The 20,994-nt window shown below is 71.7% G+C and carries 16 protein-coding genes; 8 read left to right on the top strand and 8 right to left on the bottom strand.

Features of this window, described 5'->3' with window-relative positions; all coding sequences use genetic code 11:
• Positions 1 to 36: 36 nt before the first annotated feature.
• From ABR737_RS41995 to ABR737_RS41970, 6 genes are all read left to right on the top strand, one after another.
• Complete coding sequence (locus tag ABR737_RS41995) at positions 37 to 2,880, top strand: fumarate reductase/succinate dehydrogenase flavoprotein subunit (protein WP_350257129.1); 2,844 nt, start codon at positions 37 to 39, stop codon at positions 2,878 to 2,880.
• Between the two features lie 216 nt (positions 2,881 to 3,096).
• Complete coding sequence (locus ABR737_RS41990; RefSeq protein WP_350256396.1) at positions 3,097 to 4,170, top strand: PP2C family protein-serine/threonine phosphatase; 1,074 nt, start codon at positions 3,097 to 3,099, stop codon at positions 4,168 to 4,170.
• A gap of 330 nt (positions 4,171 to 4,500) precedes the next feature.
• Positions 4,501 to 4,686 carry a hypothetical protein gene (locus tag ABR737_RS41985; RefSeq protein ID WP_244417136.1) on the top strand — a complete coding sequence of 62 codons (186 nt, stop codon included), beginning with the start codon at positions 4,501 to 4,503 and terminating at the stop codon, positions 4,684 to 4,686.
• Positions 4,687 to 5,149: 463 nt separating this feature from the next.
• Positions 5,150 to 5,440 (top strand): hypothetical protein, encoded by a 291-nt coding sequence (locus ABR737_RS41980; RefSeq protein WP_350256395.1) that lies wholly within the window; start codon positions 5,150 to 5,152, stop codon positions 5,438 to 5,440.
• A 715-nt stretch (positions 5,441 to 6,155) separates the two neighbouring features.
• Positions 6,156 to 7,973, top strand: coding sequence for a M4 family metallopeptidase (locus ABR737_RS41975; protein WP_350256394.1), 1,818 nt, complete (start codon positions 6,156 to 6,158; stop codon positions 7,971 to 7,973).
• Positions 7,974 to 8,106: 133 nt separating this feature from the next.
• On the top strand, positions 8,107 to 9,306 hold the full coding sequence (locus ABR737_RS41970) for an MFS transporter (protein WP_350256393.1): 1,200 nt from the start codon (positions 8,107 to 8,109) through the stop codon (positions 9,304 to 9,306).
• Positions 9,307 to 9,320: 14 nt separating this feature from the next.
• Here ABR737_RS41970 and ABR737_RS41965 read toward each other — a convergent pair whose 3' ends face one another.
• Entirely contained in the window at positions 9,321 to 10,577 is a 1,257-nt protein-coding gene (locus ABR737_RS41965) for a cytochrome P450 (protein WP_350256392.1), read from the bottom strand.
• Between the two features lie 277 nt (positions 10,578 to 10,854).
• On the opposite strand from ABR737_RS41965, the gene ABR737_RS41960 reads away from it, so the two are divergent.
• A complete protein-coding gene (locus ABR737_RS41960; protein ID WP_350256391.1) occupies positions 10,855 to 11,175 on the top strand; it encodes a hypothetical protein in 321 nt (106 codons plus the stop codon).
• 187 nt (positions 11,176 to 11,362) lie between these two features.
• Here the strand turns inward: ABR737_RS41960 and ABR737_RS41955 are convergent, their stop codons facing one another.
• The 7 genes from ABR737_RS41955 to ABR737_RS41925 all read right to left on the bottom strand — a co-directional run bounded on the left by ABR737_RS41955 (position 11,363) and on the right by ABR737_RS41925 (position 20,160).
• Complete coding sequence (locus ABR737_RS41955; RefSeq protein WP_350256390.1) at positions 11,363 to 11,581, bottom strand: hypothetical protein; 219 nt, start codon at positions 11,579 to 11,581, stop codon at positions 11,363 to 11,365.
• A gap of 398 nt (positions 11,582 to 11,979) precedes the next feature.
• On the bottom strand, positions 11,980 to 13,302 hold the full coding sequence (locus tag ABR737_RS41950; RefSeq protein WP_350256389.1) for an MFS transporter: 1,323 nt from the start codon (positions 13,300 to 13,302) through the stop codon (positions 11,980 to 11,982).
• Positions 13,299 to 14,402, bottom strand: coding sequence for a 4-hydroxythreonine-4-phosphate dehydrogenase PdxA (pdxA, locus tag ABR737_RS41945; protein WP_350256388.1), 1,104 nt, complete (start codon positions 14,400 to 14,402; stop codon positions 13,299 to 13,301). The genes ABR737_RS41950 and pdxA overlap by 4 nt, the downstream gene beginning before the upstream one ends.
• Before the next feature lie 25 nt (positions 14,403 to 14,427).
• On the bottom strand, positions 14,428 to 15,882 hold the full coding sequence (locus ABR737_RS41940; RefSeq protein ID WP_350256387.1) for a four-carbon acid sugar kinase family protein: 1,455 nt from the start codon (positions 15,880 to 15,882) through the stop codon (positions 14,428 to 14,430).
• Between the two features lie 113 nt (positions 15,883 to 15,995).
• Positions 15,996 to 16,826: a DeoR/GlpR family DNA-binding transcription regulator gene (locus tag ABR737_RS41935; RefSeq protein ID WP_350256386.1), complete on the bottom strand. Its 831-nt coding sequence runs from the start codon at positions 16,824 to 16,826 to the stop codon at positions 15,996 to 15,998.
• A 156-nt stretch (positions 16,827 to 16,982) separates the two neighbouring features.
• Positions 16,983 to 17,378 carry an SHOCT domain-containing protein gene (locus ABR737_RS41930; protein ID WP_350256385.1) on the bottom strand — a complete coding sequence of 132 codons (396 nt, stop codon included), beginning with the start codon at positions 17,376 to 17,378 and terminating at the stop codon, positions 16,983 to 16,985.
• A gap of 52 nt (positions 17,379 to 17,430) precedes the next feature.
• Positions 17,431 to 20,160, bottom strand: coding sequence for a SpoIIE family protein phosphatase (locus ABR737_RS41925; RefSeq protein ID WP_350256384.1), 2,730 nt, complete (start codon positions 20,158 to 20,160; stop codon positions 17,431 to 17,433).
• Positions 20,161 to 20,608: 448 nt separating this feature from the next.
• On the opposite strand from ABR737_RS41925, the gene ABR737_RS41920 reads away from it, so the two are divergent.
• Entirely contained in the window at positions 20,609 to 20,947 is a 339-nt protein-coding gene (locus tag ABR737_RS41920; protein WP_350256383.1) for a hypothetical protein, read from the top strand.
• The last annotated feature ends 47 nt before the right edge of the window (positions 20,948 to 20,994 follow it).

The following is a 20,994-nucleotide window of genomic DNA, read 5'->3' as shown; positions in this document are numbered from 1 at the left end:
GGCACCGCCCCGGAGACCACAGAAGCCATGGAAGCCATGGAAGCCACGGACGTCACGGAAGTCACGGAAGTCACGAAGATCCCCGCCCTCGACGCCGCCGAAGAGCTGTCCTGTGACGTCCTGGTGATCGGCGGCGGCACCGCCGGGACCATGGCGGCGCTCACCGCCGCCGAACACGGCGCCCGCGTGCTGCTGTTGGAGAAGGCCCATGTCCGCCACTCCGGTGCGCTCGCCATGGGCATGGACGGGGTCAACAACGCCGTCGTCCCCGGCCGCGCGGAACCCGACGACTATGTCGCCGAGATCACCCGCGCCAACGACGGCATCGTCGACCAGTCCACCGTCCGCCAGACCGCGACCCGCGGCTTCGCGATGGTGCAGCGGCTGGAGTCGTACGGCGTGAAGTTCGAGAAGGACGAGCACGGGGAGTACGCGGTGCGCCAGGTGCACCGCTCCGGCTCGTATGTGCTGCCGATGCCCGAGGGAAAGGATGTGAAGAAGGTCCTCTACCGGCAGTTGCGACGCCGCGAGATGCGGGAGCGGATCCGCATCGAGAACCGCGTCATGCCGGTGCGCGTGCTGACCTCCGGCGGCCGGGCGGTCGGCGCGGCAGGCTTCCACACCCGCACGGGGCACTTCGTCACGGTCCGGGCCGGCGCGGTGATCCTCGCCACCGGCGCTTGCGGCCGCCTCGGCCTGCCCGCCTCCGGCTATCTCTACGGTACGTACGAGAACCCCACCAACGCGGGCGACGGCTACGCCATGGCGTACCACGCGGGCGCCGAACTGACCGGCATCGAGTGCTTCCAGATCAATCCGCTGATCAAGGACTACAACGGCCCGGCCTGTGCCTATGTCGCGAACCCCTTCGGCGGCTACCAGGTCAACCGGCACGGCGAGCGGTTCGGGGAATCCGACTACTGGTCGGGGCAGATGATGGCGGAGTTCGCGGCCGAGGTCGCCTCCGAACGCGGTCCGGTCTACCTGAAGCTGAGCCACCTCCCCGAGGAGTCCGTCTCCGCGCTGGAGACGATCCTGCACACCACCGAACGCCCCACCCGCGGCACCTTCCACGCCGGACGCGGCCACGACTACCGCACCCACGACGTGGAGATGCACATCTCCGAGATCGGCCTGTGCGGCGGGCACTCGGCGTCCGGCGTACGCGTCGACGACCACGCCCGCACCACCGTGCCGGGCCTCTACGCGGCGGGTGACCTGGCCTGCGTCCCGCACAACTACATGATCGGCGCATTCGTCTTCGGCGACCTGGCGGGCGCGGACGCGGCCCAATACCGGCCGTACGAGGGAGAGTTGCCCGCCGACCAGCTGCAGGCCGCCCACGAACTGGTCTACCGGCCGCTGCACCACCCCGACGGCCCGCCGCAGCCCCAGGTCGAATACAAGCTCCGCCGCTTCGTCAACGACTATGTCGCCCCGCCCAAGAGCGGCGCCCGCCTGTCGCTGGCCGTCGAGCACTTCGCTCGGATTCAGACCGAGATCGCCGGCATGGGCGCCCGCACCCCGCATGAACTGATGCGCTGCGCGGAGGTCGGCTTCATCCGCGACTGCGCCGAGATGGCCGCCCGGTCGTCGCTGGCCCGCACCGAGTCCCGCTGGGGCCTCTACCACGAGCGCACGGACCATCCGGAGAGCAAGGACGACGACTGGCTGCACCACCTCGACCTGCGCAAATCACCCAACGGAACGATGGAGTTCACGGCCCGCCCGGTGGCGCCGTACCTCGTCCCGGTCGACGAGTACACCCCCGTGGGCGGCACCCCCCGGTTCCTCGGCGAGGTCCACCCGGAGCAGGTCGCCACGGCGGGGCGGAGGGACACACCGCCGGTGGGATCCACGGGTTCCGGAGCGGGGGCGGCGGACGCCGAGGCGGCGGGCGCGGGGACGACGGGCGCCGGGACGACGGACGAAGCGGTGCCGGACGAAGCGGTGCCAAGCGCCGACACCACGACCGCCACCGGGCCCGATACCGGGTCCGCACCCGGCGCGTCCCCCCGCATTCTCGAACTCCTCGCCCTCACCGAGGACCAGCCGGATCTCGGCACCCTGCAGCCGTACCTCACCGACCCCGACCCGGCCGTCCGCCGCGCCGCCGTCGACGCGCTCACCGAAAGCGTCCCGTCCGGCACGGGCCGGGCCCTCGCCGGCGCCCTCGCCGACCCCGCCCCGGCCGTACGGGCCGCCGCCGCTGCCTCGCTGCGGGAGCTGATCGAGGTCCTGACACCGGACCCCGGCCTGCGTACGCCGCTGGCCACCGCCCTGCACGGACCCGACGCCGTGGTCCGCTCGGCAGCGGTGGAGGTCTTGCGCGCGCTCCGCCTCGGCGACCGGGCCCTCTTCGCCACCGCGCTCACCGACCGGGCCGTGGAGGTACGCCTCCAGGCCGTCCGCGGCCTGGTCTCCGTCGATGCCTCCGATGCGCTGCGGCATGCCGCCGCGGACCCCGCCCGCGAGGTCCGGGTAGCTGCCGCGCACGGCCTCGGCACGGTCGGCGGCCCCGGCGACCTGGCGGTGCTGCTGCGCGACGAGGATCTTCTCGTACGGGCCGCGGCGCTCGCGGCGCTGGCCACCACCGGCTGCCCGCCGCCCTACGACGCAGCGGCCGCCGCGGCGCTCGGCGACCCGGCCTGGCAGGTCCGGGCCGGTGCCGCTACGGCCCTGGCGGCCGCCGACCCCGAGCTCGCCGTGTCCGCGCTGCGCTCCGCGCTCCGCGACGCACACGCGGATGTGCGCAAGGCCGGGGTTCTCGCGCTGCGTGCGCACTCCGGCCGCGAAGACGTCCACCGGGCCTGGGCCGCGGTCGCGGACGACCCGGACGCCGATGTCCGCGCATACGCCCGGCTCGCCTCGAAGGAGTGACACACGTTCGGGCCGCCCCGCGACGCCGGTGGCCGAAGGCTGCGGGCGCAGGGGGCCGGTCGGGCGAGCCGCGGGCCTCGCCCGACCACCGAAGCACGCTGTATAAATCTCCCCGAAACAGGCATATTCCTGCTATCCGACATGGACGGCTGGTCAGGAATCCCTATGCCCCTTTTCTCCCCGCGTTGGCCCCGATACGTCCGGTTCGCTCCGAGCGTGCTGGTCGCCGGAGGGCTCGTCTGGGACGCGTTCTCACCGGCGGACTACTGGGGCGACCCGATGCTGACGGCCGCCAGCGTCACGGCCGGTGCGCTGCTCACCCTGCGGCACACCCTGGCGATCGGCGCCGCCATCGTCGTGGGTGTCTTCGCGCTGACGGTGAAGGATGGCACCGCCGACAACCTCGAAGGCCATCTGGAACTCGTCAACACCCTCTTCGCCGCGCTCATGGGCGTCGGGGTCAACCGGGTGCTCGCCCGTTACGGACGCCATCTGGATGTCGTCCGCTCGGTGGCGGAGGCGGCCCAGCGCGCCGTACTGCCCGCCCCGCCGGAACGTATCGGCCGGCTGGCCATCGCCGCCCGCTACCAGGCCGCGCAGAGCGAGGCGCGGATCGGCGGCGACGCCTACGCCGTGCAGCGCACCCCGTTCGGCGTACGGCTGATGATCGCCGATGTGCGGGGCAAGGGACTCGGGGCGGTGAGCGCGGTATCGGTGTTGCTGGGTGCGTTCCGCGAGGCCGCAGAGCAGGAGCTGGACCTGAGGGCGCTGGCCGACCGGATGGAGCACGCACTGCTGCGGGAGAGCGAGCACACCTCGGAGGAGAACCGACTCGAAGGCTTCATCACGGCCCTGATCTGCGAAGTCCTCCCGGGGGCCGCGGGGCTGCGGCTGCTGAACTGCGGCCACCCCGCGCCCTACCTCTGCCACGACGACGAGGTGCGCGCGCTGGAGGTCGACGATCCGGGCCTGCCACTGGGGATGGGTGCCCTGGGCGCGGCCCGGACCGGGCCCACCGACTGGCCGTTCCCTGCGGGCAGCACACTGCTGCTGCTCACCGACGGGGTGACGGAGGCCAGGGACCACGCCGGAACGTTCTACGACCCCGCGACACAGCTGGCGGACCACGGCCCGTTCCGTGGCCCCCGGGAGTTGATCGACCGCTTGGCGGCGGATGTCGAGCACTGGACCGGCGGGCCGCGCGACGACGATATGGCGGTCCTCGCGATCACCCGGCAGGTGCCGGGCCGCGGGAGGCCCACCCCAGGGGGAAGCAGCACCGAACGCTGACGAGCCGCCGCCTGCCGCCGCCGATTCAACTGTTCGCGGACGCGACCGGCGTAAGGAAACCGCGAAGCGCCGATGCCGGCCCCGTCAGTTCGGACGGCACCCCCTTGCGCTATCGAACCGCACTACAAATCCCGCCAACCAGGGGGAGTTCGGCGACCCTCGGGCCTCTGCGCTCTCACCCGCCCCCGGGCCCCGCCTTGATGCTTTCCGTGGCTCTTTCCGGATTTCCTCGTGTGCTGCCGAAAATCGGGTGAGTGAGATGAGAGGATCAGTCAGAGCATCAGCATCCGCACCGAGCGATCCGTCGCTCCCGCGCAGATGGGAGTTGATGTGTCCGATAACAGATCAACCCTGCTGAGTCAGCGCGCCGCCGTCATCTTCCTGCTTGGCGCCCTCACCGCTATCGGCGCCGGTGTACTCACCTTCTTCAACGGCGGCACCCCGGCTTCCGCCACCCTCGTCGGCGGCGCCGCCTTCGGGGCCGCCGTCACCTTCTTCCATACGGTCATCGACTGAGATTCCGCCGCGCCATCGGCGCTCCCCGGCCCGGCTGCTCACCGGGGCCCGGACCCTCATCGCCGACAACGCGCACGATGATGCCCAAGTACCGGAGCCACCCTCGCACTTGGATCGAGCGGTGAGCGCCGGAGGGATGCAGGCCAAGGGCCGGCCGTCGAACACATAGCAGGATGGGCTGCCCACGGGCCGGGCACGGAAGGTGACCGGTCCATGCCCGTCAGCAGTCACCTACCTCACCCAGGAAGAGCCGGCCACCGCGGGCCGGAATGCTGCCGTTCCGGCCCGGCGGCGCCCCGAGCACCGGCGCGTACGACCCGCCGGACAGGAGGGCCCGCCGGGGCCCACGCGTCTGTTGTGGAATCTGTGCCGCCGCATGCGGTGCGCTCCCGCACCTCAGGTGCCAAACTTGAGTCACCGCGCCCGGCGGCCGGCCGGGTCCCTTGCCGCCGAGGGGAACACCATGACCTGGGCATCTTGGACCACTGTCGGGATCCACGCGCTACCCGGCGCGGTTCACACCGCGGAGATCGGCGTGATCAACGGCGACCTGACCATCCATACGACCTGGTCGGACGACCTGGCTCATGTAGCTGTGCAGTACACCGGAGCCACGGACTGGTACACCATGTCCGGCAGCCCCGTCCCGTGCCATTCCGAAGAAGCCAGCCGCGCCTTCCACCAAGCCGTCGTCGAAGCCGCCCGCGGCGGCGAACGGGCCGAGGCCTCCCTGGAGGAACTCTTCCACCGGTAGCCCGCCGTGGCCCGAAGGGTCTGCACGACCCGAACGATCAACGCCGCCCTCGCAGACCGGCTCGCCCCCCACAGGTCACTCCGGCCTCCACAGGTCAGCTGAGCCTCCGCTCGTCAGCGTGGCCCCTCCGGTCGGAGGAGCCCTCCGGCCGACGCGGCCCCACCGGTGAGCGCGGGAGCGGGAGCACTCTGACCACCGGCCTCCACGCGGTGCCCGGCAGCCGGCGCCACGCGACACCCGGCACGGCCTCGCCCGCCGCGCCGTCCACCTGACCGACGGCCTTCAGCTCGCCGTCGGCGCCTCCCCCGCGCTCCCCCGGCGGCTCCCCCCCCCCGCCTCGCCCCGGCGCCGGCCCGCCGCGTATCGACGCGCCTCCGGTGAAGGCCAGCCAAGCCAACCGGTCAGGCAGGGCGGACGACGCGGACGATACCGAATCGCCAGTGCCCGACGATTCGACTCGACTCCCGAGCAACCAAGTGGCGCCACTCCATGTCTCTCCCCATGAAGCACTGTTGGTCAACTTTTGGCCATCTCAAGTTTGCCAATTGTTAAATCTCGATCAGAAATCTCGCATCCTGATCATTTCTCTTTACATGCACATGCCAGACATACCAGGGTTTGCGCGGGGCCCCACGGCCCCCGCGGTGCACAACAGCACCGCGCGTACGGGCGGTTGGCCAGCCGACCGCCCCCGCAGCGCTAAGGACCCACAGCAGTGCGTAGACCCCACATACGCGGGCGCCGCTTGGCCATCGCCGTCGCCGTGACGGCGGCCGCCACTCTCACCGCGGGGGCGGCAGGCAGCGCCTTCGCCGGCCCCGCGGCCTCGCCGGCCACTTCCCCCTCCGCCTCAACTCCCGCTCTGCAGAAGGCCGTAGCGGCGGCCCGCGCCGCCGCGTACGCCCACGCCTCGGCCACCGGAGTCGGCAAGAAGGACACCCTCAAGGTCACGGACACGCTCATCGATCCGGACGGGCGGCAGCACGTCCGCTTCGTCCGCACCCACCGCGGGCTGCCGGTGCTCGGTGGCGACCTCGTCATCCACCTGACCGCCAAGTCGGCGTACGAGAGCGTGACCCGGGCCTACCGTCACCAGGTCGATGTGCCCGACGCGAAGCCGAAGCTGTCGGCCGGTCAGGCCAGGACGAAGGCCGCCGCCGTGGCGAAGGGCCGCGCCGGCGAGCCCGAACTGGTCGTGGATGCCCGCGCGAACCGGACCACGCTGGCCTACCGGGTGCAGGTGGCCGGCAGCCGCACCTCCGAGGCCGGCGGCGCCCGTACGCTCGTCCTCGACGCGGCCTCCGGTGCGGTGCTCAGCAACACCGCGGCCGACGACTCCTTCCTGTCGCCCGCCGTCCAGGCCAAGTTGCGCGCCAGGGGCGAACGGCTCAGCCCCGCCACCGGCCTGGGTTCCACCGCCCCGGCGGCCCCGTCCGCCACGGAAAAGGCGGCCGGGAGCGCCGGCTTCCCGTCCGCGGCCACCGGCTCCGGTGCCTCCCTCTTCGTCGGCAAGGTGCCGCTGTCCACCACCCGGACCGCGCAGAAGTCCTTCACCCTCAAGGACTCCACCCGAGGGAACACCGAGACCCGGGACGCCGGCGACAAGGAGGCGAAGAAGTTCACCGACGGCAAGGCGTTCACCAGCACCACCAACCGCTGGGGCAACGGCACCACGAAGGACCGGACGACCGCCGCCGTCGACGCCCAGTACGGCGTCACCAGCACCCTGGACTTCTACAAGAAGACCTTCGGCCGTAACGGCATCAAGAACGACGGCCGCGGGGCACACGCCCTGGTGCACTTCGGCCAGAAGGTGGGCAACGCCTACTGGAGCCCGGACTGCGGCTGCATGCTCTACGGCGACGGCGACGGCAAGACGTTCGCCAAGCCCTTGGTCGTGCTGGACGTCACCGGCCATGAGCTCACCCACGGTGTCGTCGAGGCAACGGCCGACCTGCAGCCCACCCGCACCGACGAGGAGGGGAACGCGTTCGGCGAGCCCGGCGCCCTCAACGAGTCGCTGGCGGACATCTTCGGCAGCGCGGTCGAGTTCTCGGCCAACAACCCGAAGAACCCGCCGAACTACCTGCTGGGCGAGAAGCTGGGCCTCGACCAGAAGTTCCTGCGCCGTCTGGACAAGCCGTCCCTCGACAAGCTCGAGAGCACGGTCGACTACTGGTCGAAGGCGTCCTACGACACAGAGGTCCACGGCGGTTCCGGTGTCTCCTCGCACGCCTATTACCTCCTCGCCGAGGGCAGCGGCAAGAAGACGATCGGTGGTGTCCACTACGACTCCGCCACGTACAAGGGCTCGAAGGTGACCGGCATCGGCCGGAAGAAGGCAACGGCGATCTTCTACCGGGCGCTCACCCGGTACATGGTCTCCACGACCGACTTCCATGACGCCCGGACCGCGACGCTGCACGCGGCCAAGGACCTGTACGGCGCCGGGAGCACCGAGTACAAGACGGTGGACAAGGCCTGGGCCGCCGTCAATGTCACGGCGGCCAACGCACCCTCCGCCCAGCACTGACCACCCCGGCCAGGTGCAGTGTGGTGCCCCCGCCGCGTGCGGGGGCACCACCTGCGTCCCGTCCACGGCCCGGCCCGCGGGTCCTTGCCGCGGTTCTCGACGCCACGGCGGGCGGCAGCCTACGTTGGAGACCATGATCAGCGATCGCACGGGCGGCTCCTGGCGGCCCGGCTATCCGGTGGCGGCGGGCGTGTTCGCGATCGGCATGGCCGGCACGACACTTCCCACCCCGCTGTACGGGCTCTATCGCGAGCAGCTGGGATTCTCCGAGCTGATGGTGACCGTGGTCTTCGCCGTGTACGCCCTCGGTGTGATCACGGTGCTCCTCCTCGCGGGCCATCTCTCCGACGAGGTGGGCCGGCGCCCGGTGCTGTTCTGCGCCCTGGGGTTGTCGGCGGCGAGTGCCCTGTGCTTCATCTTCGAGGGCGGGCTGCCGATGCTGCTGCTGGGGCGGATGCTCTCCGGGTTTGCCGCGGGGCTGTTCAGCGGCGCGGCCACGGCGTCCGTGCTGGAGCTGGCGAAGCCGGGCCAGGAAGCGCGGGCGGGATTTGCCGCCACCGCCGCGAACATGGGCGGTCTCGGCTGCGGCCCGTTGCTGTCGGGCCTGCTGGCCCAGTACGCACCGTGGCCGTTGACCCTGCCGTTCCTGGCGCACCTGGTGCTGGTGGCGGTGGCGGCCGCGGCGACCTGGCTTCTGCCGGAGACCGTCGGGCATCCGCACCGCCCACGGACACTGCGGCCGCGGGCCCTTCGGCTGCCGCCCGAAGTGCGGGGTGTCTTCACCCCCGCGGCCGTCGCCGCCTTCGCCGGCTTCTCCCTCCTGGGACTGTTCACCGCGGTCGCACCGAGCTTCGTCGGCCAGACCCTGGGCGTCCGCAACCTGGCCGTTGCCGGGCTCATCGTCTTCACGGTGTTCCTGGGGTCGACCGCCGGACAGTCGCTCACGGAACGGATCGGTGTGCGCAGGGCCCTTCCTGGCGGCTGCCTGGTGCTGGTGGCGGGCCTGGTACTCGTCGCCACCTCGCTGGCCGTGACCTCACTGCCGGTGCTGGTCATCGGTGCGGTGTGCGGCGGGATGGGCCAGGGCCTGGCGTTCCGCGCCGGTCTGACCGCCGTGGGCCGCGCGGCACCACCCGAGCACCGGGGCGGCACCATCTCGGCCTTCTTCCTCGTTGCCTACCTCGGCATCTCCCTGCCGGTCGTCGGCGTCGGAGCGCTCACGCTGGTGCTCGGCCTGCGCGGCGCCGGCCTGGCCTTCGCCGCCTGCGTCATCGCGCTGGCCGTCACCGTCGGCCTCTACGTACTGCGCCGGCCTCCGACGGCCGCCGGCTGAACTGCCCGGCAGCCTCAGGCAGTACCGGCAGCTCCGGCAGTCCGTGCCGCGCCCTCACCCGGCCCGAGCCGCACCCGCAGCCGGGCCGGCCCCCGGGTGAACACTCCCTCGTCGGCGGGCGCGGCGTCCTCCGCGAAGCCCATGGCGGGGAACGCGTCGAGCAACTGGTTGGCTCCGACCTCGATCTCGGTCCTGGCCAGGAGTGCGCCTACGCAGAAGTGCCGGCCGAGGGCGAAGGCCACGTGGTCGGCGGCGGCGCTGAAGGCCGTGGCGGTGGTCAGATCGGTGCGGAAGATATCGAAGGCGGCGGGCCGTGCGTAGCGGCGCTCATCACGGTTGGCGGAGCCGATCAGGCAGGTGACCGTGGCGCCCGCGGGGACCGTGCCACCGCTGAGGGTGACCTCGGCAGCGGGCTGACGCATGATCATCTGGACCGGCGGGGTGTAGCGCAGGGTCTCGGCGAAGGCCGCGGGAATCAGCGACCGGTCGGCGCGTACGGCGGCGAACTGGTCGGGGTGGGCCAGCAGGTTACGGAACAGGGCGGCGAGGGCCTTGTCCGTGGTCTCGCCGCCGGCCGCCAGCAGCAGGCTGACGAACGAGGTGATGTCCTGATCGTTCATCCGGGTGCCCTCGACCTCCGTGGTGCACAGGCCGGAGAGCAGGTCGTCACCGGGTGCGGCACGCCGTTCGGCCAGGATCGGCCGCAGGTAGGCGGCAAGTTCCTCACCGGCGCGCCGGCCGGCTGCCGCGGTCTCGGGGTCCTGGGCCAGATTGGACAGGAAGCCGACGACGGAGGCGTACCAGCCGTGGAAGCGGTCGTGGTCGGCCCGGTCCAGACCGAGCATGTCGACGATCACGTTGATCGGGAAGCGGGTGGCGAACTGCCCCACCAGATCGGCATCCGCGTCACCGCGGAACGCGTCGATCAGCTCCCTCGCGTTGCGCTCGATGACCGGCAGGAACTTCTCCCGCAGTTCCCGGCCGCGGAAGGCGGGGGCCACCAGGGAACGGCGCACGGCGTGCTCACGGCCGCTCATCTGGGGGAGGGTCCGGCCGCCGTGCGCCGGTTCGAGCTGCCACTCGTAGTTGTCGGTGGTGAACACCGGCTCGCGGAAGGCCCGTGCCACGTCCTCGTACCGCGAGAGCAGATAGCTGTCGGTTCCCTTGTCGTGGAAGAGCGGATAGTGCTCACGCAGGATGCGGTACGCGGGATAGGGGTCCGCCGCGAACTCCGGTGACAGGATGTCGGGCGGCTGCGGGAGAGTGGTCACCACGTGTCCTCGGCTTCCCTGGGTGGAATCGGACCCGCGCGGCGGGGCCCGGCCGGCTTGTGACGCTAGGGCACGGCGCCGGGCCCGTCCAGAGCGCTTCGTTGAGCGAAGGGCCGGGGCGCCAGGATGCCCCGCAGGGCCGGCCACCACCCGGATGGGCGGTCGCCTTCACTCTTCTGCCTCCCACGACACGCTCTTCCGGCCGAGGCCGGAAACGCTGGGATCCGGCAACCTCGATCCAGCAGCCTCCCCGTCGAGGCGGAGAAGTGAGAATCGCATGTCCGCACCACCCGCCCCGGGCCCGCTGAGCCGTCTTTGCCGTGGGCACCTCCCCGTCGCTCTCCCCATCGCTCTTCTCGTCGCGCTGCTCGCCGCGGTGTCCGTCACCGTGTGCGCCACCGCAGGGCCGGGCGCGGCCTCGACGGTGGGCCGTGCCGCCCGGCCGGCCGCGAAGCCCGCCGAGGCGGCGACGTGGACCAAGCCACTGGTGTTCATGGGCTTCGGCACGATGGCCGGTCTGACCCTGCTGGCCGGCGCGGGGCTGGTCGCGAGCGTCCGCAGACGGCGGGGCAACGTCCCGTCGACCGACCGTTGTTGAGGGGCCCGGGGAACAGCCGCCTCAACGGGCCCCGCGGCCATGTCTCGGACTTCCACGCCGATCTGCCGGCCTTCCTGGCCGGCTGACGCAGGCTCCGGGCCCGGCGAGCAGCCCGGACATACAGCCGGTGCCGACCGAAGCGGACTCCTGGTCCTCTCGGCCGGCACCGGCTGGACAGCGCTCGGGATTACCGCCGGTTGCCGCCGCCCCAGCCGCCGTTCTCGCAGCCCTCGCTGAAGACCGGGCCGACGTGCTCGAGGACGCCCGCGGAGAGCCAGCAGGAGGCGTAGTGACCGTGGTGGTTGTGGTGGTGGCGGTCCTTGCCGTGAGCCAGGGCGGCGCTCGCACCGCCCATGACGATAGTGGTGGCCAGGGCGCTGGCTGCGATCGCGGCGCGGATGCGCATGTGTGCTCCTCAGGAGGATCAAAGGGGTATATCGACCTTTTCAGGAATCACCTTCACAGAACCTCCCAAAACCTGACCCATCGTTAATTGCGTGAGTCGGAGTAATCGTTCCCCGGTCCGCACGAAGGGCGCACCCGGTCGGGCCGACACCGAACGGGCTTCTCCCGCAGGGCGTGTACACCCCCAACACGCTTACGGGAAGAGCCCGTTCCCCGCCAGCGGGGGTCGTTCGGCCGCGAAGACGAGCGGCCCCCTGGACGCGGACCGGTGCGCCGGGAATTGCCTTACAGGCGTCGCCCGTTCGAGGTGATGACGGACAGCGGAGAAAGGCACAGCAATCGCCCTTTTAAATCTGATTACCCGTCAAAATATCTACGGAAGAAATGCGCTGGGGGCTGTCAGGTACGCCGTAGTGGGCGTATGCCCGGTCGCAGGCCCAGGGTCACCAGTGCCACGGCCACGGCGAGGAAGGCGGACAGCACCGCGAAGCCGGTCACGCTGGAGCCGGTGGCGTCGGTCAGCCAGCCGACCAGATAGGGCCCGGCGAATCCGCCGAGGTTTCCGAGGGCGTTGATCAGCCCCATGGCGACGGCCACCACCTCGAAGCGCAGCAGTTCGCCGGGGATCGCCCAGAACGGTCCGTACGGTGCGTAGACCGCGGCGGCCGTCACACACAGCAGCAGCATCCGGGGCAGAGCGCCGTCCACGGCCTGTCCCAGCAGCAGTGCGGCGATGCCCACGACGAGCGGGACGGCCACCGCCTGGCGTCGTCGGCCCGTGCGGTCGGACCAGGCGGCGTTGGCGATCATCACGGCCAGTGCCACGGTGAACGGGATCGCGGTGAGCAGTCCGACCTCGGTGGACGAGCCGTCGTGTGTCAGCTCTTTGATGACCGACGGCAGCCACAGATTGAAGCCGTAGAAGCCGGTGATCCAGAAGAAGTAGACGCCGATGAGGACGAGGACCGGCTTCTGCTTGACCGCATCGAGGTACGAGCCGCTGCCCGCCGGTGGTTTGGCGGCTTCGTCGGCGGCGATCGCGCGCTCCACGTGACCGGCCTCCGCGCGGGAGATCCACCGGGCCTGCGCGGGCCGGTCGGCGACCGCGAACCACCAGACCACCGCCCACACCAGGGGCGGGACACCCTGCAGCACCAGCACCCAGCGCCAGCTGCCCTGGTCGAGCATCCACCCCGACAGCGGTGCCATCAGGACCGAGGCGAGCGGCAGACAGGCCATCCACAAGGCGTTGGCCCGGGCCCGCTCCCGCAGCGGGAACCACGAGGCGAGCAGGATGAGTACGGCGGGCCAGACGCCGCCCTCGAAGAGTCCCAGCACGAAACGGGCCGCGTAGAACTGCGACTTGGTCTGCACGAGACCGGACAGCGACGCGGCCACCCCCCACGCCAGCATGAGGAGGAGGACGGTCTTACGGGCGCTCCAGCGCTGGGCGAGGATCGCGGCCGGGATCTGCAGGAAGACATAGCCGAGGAAGAAGACCCCGCCGACCATCCCCTTGTCGGTGTTGGACAGCCGTAGATCGCCGTGCATGTAGGGGAGGATGACGGAGACGTTGTTCCGGTCGAGGTACGCCAGCATGTACATGATCGCGGCGACCGGGATGACGTAGACCCAGCGCTTGGCGGGCGTCGTGGGTGGCGCGGGCGTCGTGGGTGCCGCGGGCGGCGACTGCGGGGTCGGCTGCGGGCCGGTGTCCGTCACCGGTCGGCCGCCGTTCCGTAGGCGGCGCGGATCCGGTCGGTGAAACGGCTGAAGCCGGCGGCGGCACGGAAGGCAGCAGCCATCGTGCCGTGGGAGGCGCGGCCGCTGCCGGCGATGTCGAACGCGGTGCCGTGGTCGACGGAGGTGCGCAGGATCGGCAGGCCCACGGTGACGGACACGGTGCCGTCGAAGTCGACGGTCTTGGCGGGGATATGGCCCTGGTCGTGGAAGTGGGACAGCACGCCGTCGAAGCGGCCTTCGAGGCCCTGGTGGAAGACCGAGTCCGCGGGGATCGGGCCCACGACGCCCAGCCCCTCGGCGGCCGCCTTCTCCACCGCCGGGCGCAGGACGGTGATCTCCTCGTCGCCGAAGTGGCCGCCCTCGCCGCCGTGCGGGTTGATCGCGGCCACGGCGAGCCGCGGGTCGTCATGGCCGAAGACGCGCAGTGCGGTGGCGGCGTGACGGATGCTCGCGGCGACCCGCTCCTCGGTGATCTGGTCGAGCGCCTTGCGCAGCGGGACATGGCGGGTGGTGAAGAAGATCTTGAGGCCGCGGACCACGAACATGGTGTCGAAGTGGGCGGCGCCGGTGAGTTCGCCCAGCATCTCGGTGTGGCCGAGGTGCTGTGAACCGGCCGCCCAGATCGCCTCCTTGTTGATCGGTGAGGTGACGATGCCGTCGACCTCGCCGGCCAGCGCGGCGCTGGTGGCGGCCTCGATCGCGGCCACGGCGGAACGGCCGGCCACCGCGTCGATCGTCCCCCACGGGAGGCCGGCGGGGGCGATCCCGAGGTCGAGCACATCGATGGTGCCGGGCTCGAAGCGTGCCTCACCGGGCGTGCCGACCGCGTTGACCTTCACGTCCAGACCGCAGACCGTGACGGCGCGGCGCAGTACAGCGGCGTCACCGACGGCGAGGCCGCGGCCGCGGGCGCTGGTCGCCGGGTCGGCGAGGGTGCGGGCGGTGATCTCGGGGCCGATTCCGACGGGATCGCCGAGAGTGACCGCCAGGAGGGGCAGCGGGCCGTCGGAGGCGGAACGGCCGGTGGCGGCCGTCCGGTCGTCGGTCGCCTGCTGAGACCGGGTCGGAGGCTGGGTCATGGGAGCGCCTTTCGGGGTGTGGTGTTCAGGCCGTGCTCAGGGTGGGGCCGAGGGTGTGCCGGGTGCAGGCCGCGCGCAGGTGTTCCAGGCAGTCACGGGCGGCGTCGGGGCCGCCGATCAGACCGCCCTTCGTGGCGAAGAGCAGACCGTCGTGCGGGCCGCCCACCAGGTGCCCCGCGATGGCGAGCGGCAGCACCTCGGTCTCGATGGCGAAGCCGTCGGCGCCCAGTGCCGAGGTGACCGCGGCGGCGACATCGCCGCCGGAGGCGTACAGGCCGCCGGGGCACAGCTCGACGACCGCGCGGCGGGCGATCTCGGCGAGTGCGCGCAGGATGCGGGCGGCGGCGCGAGGGGCGGACCCGGCAGCGGATCCGGCAGCGGATGCAGTGGCGGATTCGGCAGGGGAACCGGCAGCGGATGCAGTGGCGGATTCGGCAGGGGAACCGGCAGCGGATGCAGTGGCGGATTCGGCAGGGGAACCGGCAGCGGATGCAGTGGCGGATTCGGCAGGGGAACCGGCAGCGGATCCGGTGGCGGGGGCCGGCGGGCCGGCGGCCACCCGGACGCCGAGCAACGTGGCGCCCTCCGCTGCCGCCGCGCGCAACCGGGCCAGTACCGCGTCGGGGTCAGGGGCGGCGGGGTCGAGATCGGCCCAGCGGGCGCCGAGCGCGGTTTCCGTGCGGGTCAGCTGGGCGCGGGTGCGGTCGGTGACGCTGCCGACGACCGCCAGGATGCGGGCGGGCTCGCCGTCTGCGGGCCGCAGGCCCAGTTCACCGGCGAGGGCGGCGCCGAACGGGCCGGAGTCCAGCGCGACCCAGCGGGTCCGGTCCTCGGCGGCGAGGCGGGCGGCGGCCCTCGCGACCGTGCGCAGATGTGCGTTCTCGGTGGCGTCGCAGACCACGATCTCGGCCGGGCTCTCCCGCAGCGCCGCGGCGACCGCGTCGGGCCCCCGCTCCACCACGTCCAGGGCGAGCTCGCCCGTGCTGCGCCCGCTCTGCGCGCCGAGCACGGCCGCGACCCGGGAGTGCCGGACGGGGTCGAACGGGTCGCGGGCCACCGGCGTACGGGTCAGCGGGACGCCGTCGACCAGATGCAGTCCGCCGACCGTGGTGCGGCCGGCGTCGGGGAAGGCGGGTACGGCCAGCGTCCGGATCCTGGCCGCGGGTTCCCGGGCGGCCAGGACGTCCACCAGCGGGTCGAGTTCGCTGCCGGGGTTGCCCCGCAGAGTGGTGTCGACGCGCTTGACGATCAGGGGTGCCGCGCCCGCTGTCCTGACGGCGGCCCGGACGGCCGCGGCGGCGCGGTCCGGGGGCCGGTGCCGCGATGCGGTGTTGATGACGAGAACGTCCACCCGGTCGGCGTAGCGCTCCACTTGGGCGAGGGCGCCGACGGTGACCGCCCGCAGGCCCAGTCGCGCATAGAGCGCGCCGGTGGCATTGCTGCCGGTGAGGTCGTCCGCGATGACGAGCACCTGGGCCACGAGGTCTCCTCCTGTCGGCTCCGGGAGCGTCTGCGCACCCCGAAGTGACGGGACCACGCATTATTGATTGCGCGGTTCACGCAATTCAGAGTGGCGACCCGTCGGACGGACTGTCAAGAGGTGTGCGCTCGGGCGCTTCCGACGGGCGCCGGACCACCGTCCACGGCGGCACACACCGACCATCCCGCGTCCGTGAAAGCGGCCAGCTCCCGCTCGCCGCCCCCGGAGATCAGGCCCGTACCGGCCGGCATCGCCGCCCAGTAGGGGAATCCCCCGACGCCGCTCCCGCTCCCGCTCCCGCCGAGCTTGGAGTGGTCGGCGAGCACCCAGGCGGCCCTGGCGCACTCGGCCATCGTCTCCTTGAGCGCGGCCTGTTCGGGATCGGGGCAGTTGATGCCGCGCCGGGGGTCGAGACCGTCGACGCCGAGGAAGGCGATGTCCGGGGTGAGCCGGCGCAGCGTCTGATCGGTCCGGGTGCCCAGCAGCGACTCGTTGGGGCGCCGCAGCCGGCCACCGAGCACCACCACCTCCACCTCCGCGTCCGCCAGCTCGACGAGCGTGGAAAGGCCGTTGGTGACGATCGTGAGGTCGCCGCGGTCCCGCAGCTCATGGGCCAGCCGCGCGACGGTGGTGCCCGCGTCGAGGAGGACGACATCGCCGGCCCGGACCAGCGCGGCGGCGGTGCGGGCGATGGCACCCTTCTCGCCCCGCTGTTCGCGTTCCTTGTCGTGCCAGGAGCGCTCCACCGCCCGGTGGTCGACCGCGCCGCCGTAGGTGCGGGTGACCCGGCCGAGCGCGGCGAGGGTGGCGAGGTCCCGGCGGACGGTGGAGAGCGAGACGCCGAACTCGGCGGCGAGATCGTGCACGCTGAGGTCGCCGGCACCGAGGAGTTCCACCATCTGCTCCCGCCGGTGCCGGGTGGCCGAGCGCTCTCCACTGGTCACTTCGCTGCCCGCCTCTGCCTGCCGTCGCCTGCCGGGCGCCCTGCGCTCGACGCCCCCTGGAAGTTGCGTGTTTCGCGCAATTCGAGGTTAGCAGTCGGGCAGCCGGTCGAGGAGCCCCCGGCGGGCGCCACCCGCCCGGGGGGGGCGGGGCCGCGGTCAGGCGAGGATCTTCGCTTTGGCCTTCTGGAACTCCTCCTCCGTGATGTCGCCGTGGTTCTTCAGGTCGGCGAGCTTCGCCAGGGCGTCCGCATGCCCACCCGCCGCGTCACCGGTCGCGGCGGTGTCCTGGAGGTAGGCCCGCAGTTGCTTCTGCTGTCGTTCGGCCTGCGTGACCTCCCGTTCACTCATGCCGTGGCCCCGCGCGATGACATAGATGAAGACGCCCAGGAAGGGCAGCACGATCACCAGGACCAGCCACCCCGTCTTGGCCCAGTTGTTGAGGTCATGGCTGCGGAAGATGTCGCCGATGATCCGGAACAGCAGGATCAGCCACAGAACCCACAAGAAGATCAGGCACATGGTCCAGAAGGCGTTGAGCAGCGGGTAATCCATCACGGCCTCCTCAGGCGCTCGCTCGGGCCCCCGGACTCGTCCGTCCCTCGGCTCAAGCATCCCCGCCGTCGGTCTCCTCCGCGACCAGATCGAGGCCGGTGAGCGCCTGCTCCGTCCAGATCACCTTGCCGCCGGTGGTGTAGCGGGTCCCCCAGCGTTCCGCCAGCTGGGCGACCAGGAAGAGGCCGCGGCCGCCCTCGTCCATCGAGGCGGCCTGCCGCAGATGCGGAGAGGTGCTGCTGCGGTCGGAGACCTCGCAGATCAGGGCGGTGTCACGGATCAGCCGTACGCGGATGGGCCCCGCGGCGTACCGGATGGAGTTGGTGACCAGCTCGCTGAGGATCAGCTCGGCGGTGAACGCCGCCTCGGCCAGGCCCCATTCGATCAGTTTCCGGACCGCAGCGGCCCGTATCTGGGCCACGGCCGAGGGGTCGGGCGGCACGTCCCAGTCGGCAACGTGCTCGGTGTCCAGCACCCGCGTACGGGCCACGAGCAGCGCGATGTCATCGCTGGGGCGCTCCGGGAGCAGCGCACCGAGCACCGCCTCACAGGTCTCGTCCGGTGTCCGGCCCGGCCGGTCGGACAGCGTACGGCTCAGCAGCGCCATGCCCTCGTCGAGATCCCGGTCCCGGTCCTCGACGAGCCCGTCGGTGAACAGCACCAGACGGGTCTCCTCGGGCAGTTGCCGCTGCCAGGTCTCGAACGGCAGACCGCCCAGGCCGAGGGGCGGTCCGCCGGGCACCTCGGCGACCTCCGCGGTGCCGTCCGGCAGCAGGAACATGGGCTGGACGTGCCCGGCGCGCGCCATGGTGCAGTTCCCGGACGCCGGGTCGTAGATCGCGTAGAGGCAGGTGGCTCCGGTGACCGAGCCCTCGGCCTCCTCGGCGCTCTCGTCCTGGTCGATACGGGTGACGAGTTCGTCGAGGTGCCAGAGGATTTCGTCGGGCGGCAGGTCCAGGTTGGCGAAGTTGTGCACGGCGGTGCGCAGCCGGCCCATCGTGGCGGCGGCGTGCAGTCCGTGCCCGACGACATCGCCGACGACGAGCGCCACCCGGGCACCGGGCAGCGGGATGATGTCGAACCAGTCGCCCCCGACGCCGCCGAGCCCGCCGAGCCCGGCCTGTGCGGGCAGATAGCGGAAGGCGGCTTCCACGGCGTTCTGCTCGGGCAGTCCGCGCGGCAGCAGGCTGCGCTGCAGGGTGACGGCCATGGTGTGCTCGCGGGTGTAGCGACGGGCGTTGTCGATGCTGACCGCGGCGCGGGCGACCAGCTCCTCGGCGAGGGAGAGCTCTTCGTCCTCGAACGGTTCCGGTTTGTGCGAGCGCCAGAAGATCGCCACCCCGAGGATGACCCCGCGGGCCCGCATCGGGACCGCGATCCTCGAATGGATACCGTGCGCGACGATCTTCCTGGCCCGTCCCGGACTTTGCAGATGCCAGCCGGAGAACGCCGCCAGATCCGCTTCGAGGGCGGCTTTTCCGCTGGTGAGGCTGGCGCCGAGGGTGGTGGCCGGCTCGAACCGGATCAGCTTGCCGACGGGGTAGAGGCCGCTGTCGGCCGGGGCGCCGCTGGTGGCCGTCCGCCGCATCTCGATGGCCGCGCCGGTGGGGGCGGTGGGCTCCTCGCCGATCAGCACGTCCTCGGCCACGTCGACGGTGACGACGTCGGCGAACCGGGTCGCGCCGAACTCCGCAAGCTCCTCGCAGGTGCGCACCACGTCGAGCGTGGTGCCGATCTCCGTGCCGGCGTCGTAGAGCAGCTTCAGGCGGCCCCGGGCCACATCGGCCCGACCGGTGAGCGCCCGGAGCTCCGTGGTGTCCCGCAGCGTCGTCACACTGCCGGGTGGTCCGCCCGCCTGGTCCGTGGAGCGCTGGTTGATCGCCAGCAGCCGCTCGCCGACCGGGTGGACCTCGTCGGTGATGGCCCGCCCTGAGGCCAGCAGGTGGGCGGTGGCCGGGTCGAGTCCGAGATCGCCGACCTGGCGTCCTTCGACGTCCGGCGGCAGGTCGAGCAGCCGGCGTGCCTCGTCGTTGGCGAGCAGCAGGCAGCCGTCGCCGGCCACGATGATCACGCCCTCGCGTACGGCGTGCAGCACCGCGTCGTGATGCTCGTACATCCGCGTCATCTCGGCGGGGCCCAGGCCATGGGTCTGGCGCCGCAGGCGGCGGCTCACCAGCGCCGTACCGCCGGTGGTGAGCAGGAGAACGCCGGCGGCGGCACCGAACAGCAGGGGGAACTGGTCGTCGACCACGCCGCTCACCCGGTTGACGGTGATCCCGGCGGAGACCAGCCCGACGACCTTTCCCTTGTCCTTGCCGCTGTGGCCGAAGACCGGCACCACGGCCTGGACGAGGGGCCCGATGGTTCCGGTGATCCGCTCGGTGACCACCCCGCCGGACAGCGCCGGCTGCAGTGTTCCGACGAACTTCTTGCCGATCCGGTTGGGGATCGGGTGGGTGTAGCGGATGCCCTGGGTGTTCATCACGACGATGAAGTCGACCTCGGAGCGCTTGCGCGCGGCCTCGGTCCGCGGCTGCAGCACCAGCGTCGGATTGGCGCTTTTCAGTGCTTCCTCGATGCCCGGCGCATTCGCGAAGGCCTCCGCCACGGCGACGGATCTGTTGCGGGCCTCGCGGTCGCCGTCGGCCCTGGACTGCAGCACGAGCGCCGCGATGGCGGCGGCGACGAGCAACACCACGATCGCCACCTGCAGGAGAAAGACCTGACCTGCGACAGTTCGCATCCTGAGAACCGAACGCGGGCGGCCGTAGCGTCCGGCCATGTCCTCTTTCTACACCTCCCGCATACGGTGGGCGAGCCGCACGATGCGGAGCGCAGCAGCAGTCAGGGCCCGCGCTGCGCCGGGCGGCCTCACGGGCTTTTCGAGGATGGTCCCGTGATCCGGGGCCGGGCGCCAGAGGGCGGGAAGACCCTCGGGTAGGTTTTACTGCTGCGCATATGCGAACCTCTCCGACGAAGGGGACATACGCGGCGGCCTCATCGCGCCACCCCGTAGGGAACAAATCGCCCAGAGCGTGCATGGTTCATGTAACTCTTCCCACAGGCCCGGCCGCTTGTCCGACGGGCATCTGCCGGTCGGGTGAGCCGGAGGCGGACGCAACGTGCCTGGTCAGCCCCGCACGCCCGGGAAAGGGAGCCGGCCGGCGGGCGGCAGCGGGACCCCCGCGACGCCATCCGGCCCGCCGAGGCGGTATGAGACGTTCGTGGGCATGCATGTTCCCGAGGAGATCCGAGCCGAGGCGGCCGCGCTCATCGACCACCACGCGCTCGGACTGTGGAAGCCGAACGACGCCGACCGGCGAGCCGCCGTGGCGTTGTACCGCTTCCTCGAAACCGGTCAGCCGCTCACGGGCGAGCAGATCCGGTCCGCCCTGGCGCACGCGGAAACGTCGGCCGACGCGGACGAGCGGCTGCTGAAGCTGCTGGCGGAGACCGCCGGGCTGCTCGACGAGGGACCGGCGGCCGAGGCCCCGGCCGGACGGGACGCCGTCGACCATGTATGCCTCCTGCTGGACGCGCTCGCGCTCTCCCGGCCCGCCGGCCGCTAGAAAGCGAAGGCCCGCACGAGTAAAGACCCGGGCGGGCGGTGGTGAGG

The sequence above is a fragment of the Streptomyces sp. Edi2 genome (genome assembly GCF_040253635.1).
In the GTDB taxonomy this organism is placed as follows: domain Bacteria; phylum Actinomycetota; class Actinomycetes; order Streptomycetales; family Streptomycetaceae; genus Streptomyces.
The sequence above is the reverse complement of the archived record's forward strand: the minus strand, read 5'-3'. Positions and strand labels throughout refer to the sequence as shown.

Excerpts from the sequence above, each read along its gene's own strand:
- pdxA (WP_350256388.1), bottom strand. The coding sequence starts at position 14,402 with ATGACCCAGCCTCCGACCCGGTCTCAGCAGGCGACCGACGACCGGACG.
- ABR737_RS41920 (WP_350256383.1), top strand. The coding sequence starts at position 20,609 with ATGCATGTTCCCGAGGAGATCCGAGCCGAGGCGGCCGCGCTCATCGAC.
- ABR737_RS41980 (WP_350256395.1), top strand. The coding sequence starts at position 5,150 with ATGACCTGGGCATCTTGGACCACTGTCGGGATCCACGCGCTACCCGGC.
- ABR737_RS41995 (WP_350257129.1), top strand. The coding sequence starts at position 37 with ATGGAAGCCACGGACGTCACGGAAGTCACGGAAGTCACGAAGATCCCC.
- ABR737_RS41925 (WP_350256384.1), bottom strand. The coding sequence starts at position 20,160 with ATGGCCGGACGCTACGGCCGCCCGCGTTCGGTTCTCAGGATGCGAACT.
- ABR737_RS41970 (WP_350256393.1), top strand. The coding sequence starts at position 8,107 with ATGATCAGCGATCGCACGGGCGGCTCCTGGCGGCCCGGCTATCCGGTG.
- ABR737_RS41930 (WP_350256385.1), bottom strand. The coding sequence starts at position 17,378 with ATGGATTACCCGCTGCTCAACGCCTTCTGGACCATGTGCCTGATCTTC.
- ABR737_RS41960 (WP_350256391.1), top strand. The coding sequence starts at position 10,855 with ATGTCCGCACCACCCGCCCCGGGCCCGCTGAGCCGTCTTTGCCGTGGG.
- ABR737_RS41955 (WP_350256390.1), bottom strand. The coding sequence starts at position 11,581 with ATGCGCATCCGCGCCGCGATCGCAGCCAGCGCCCTGGCCACCACTATC.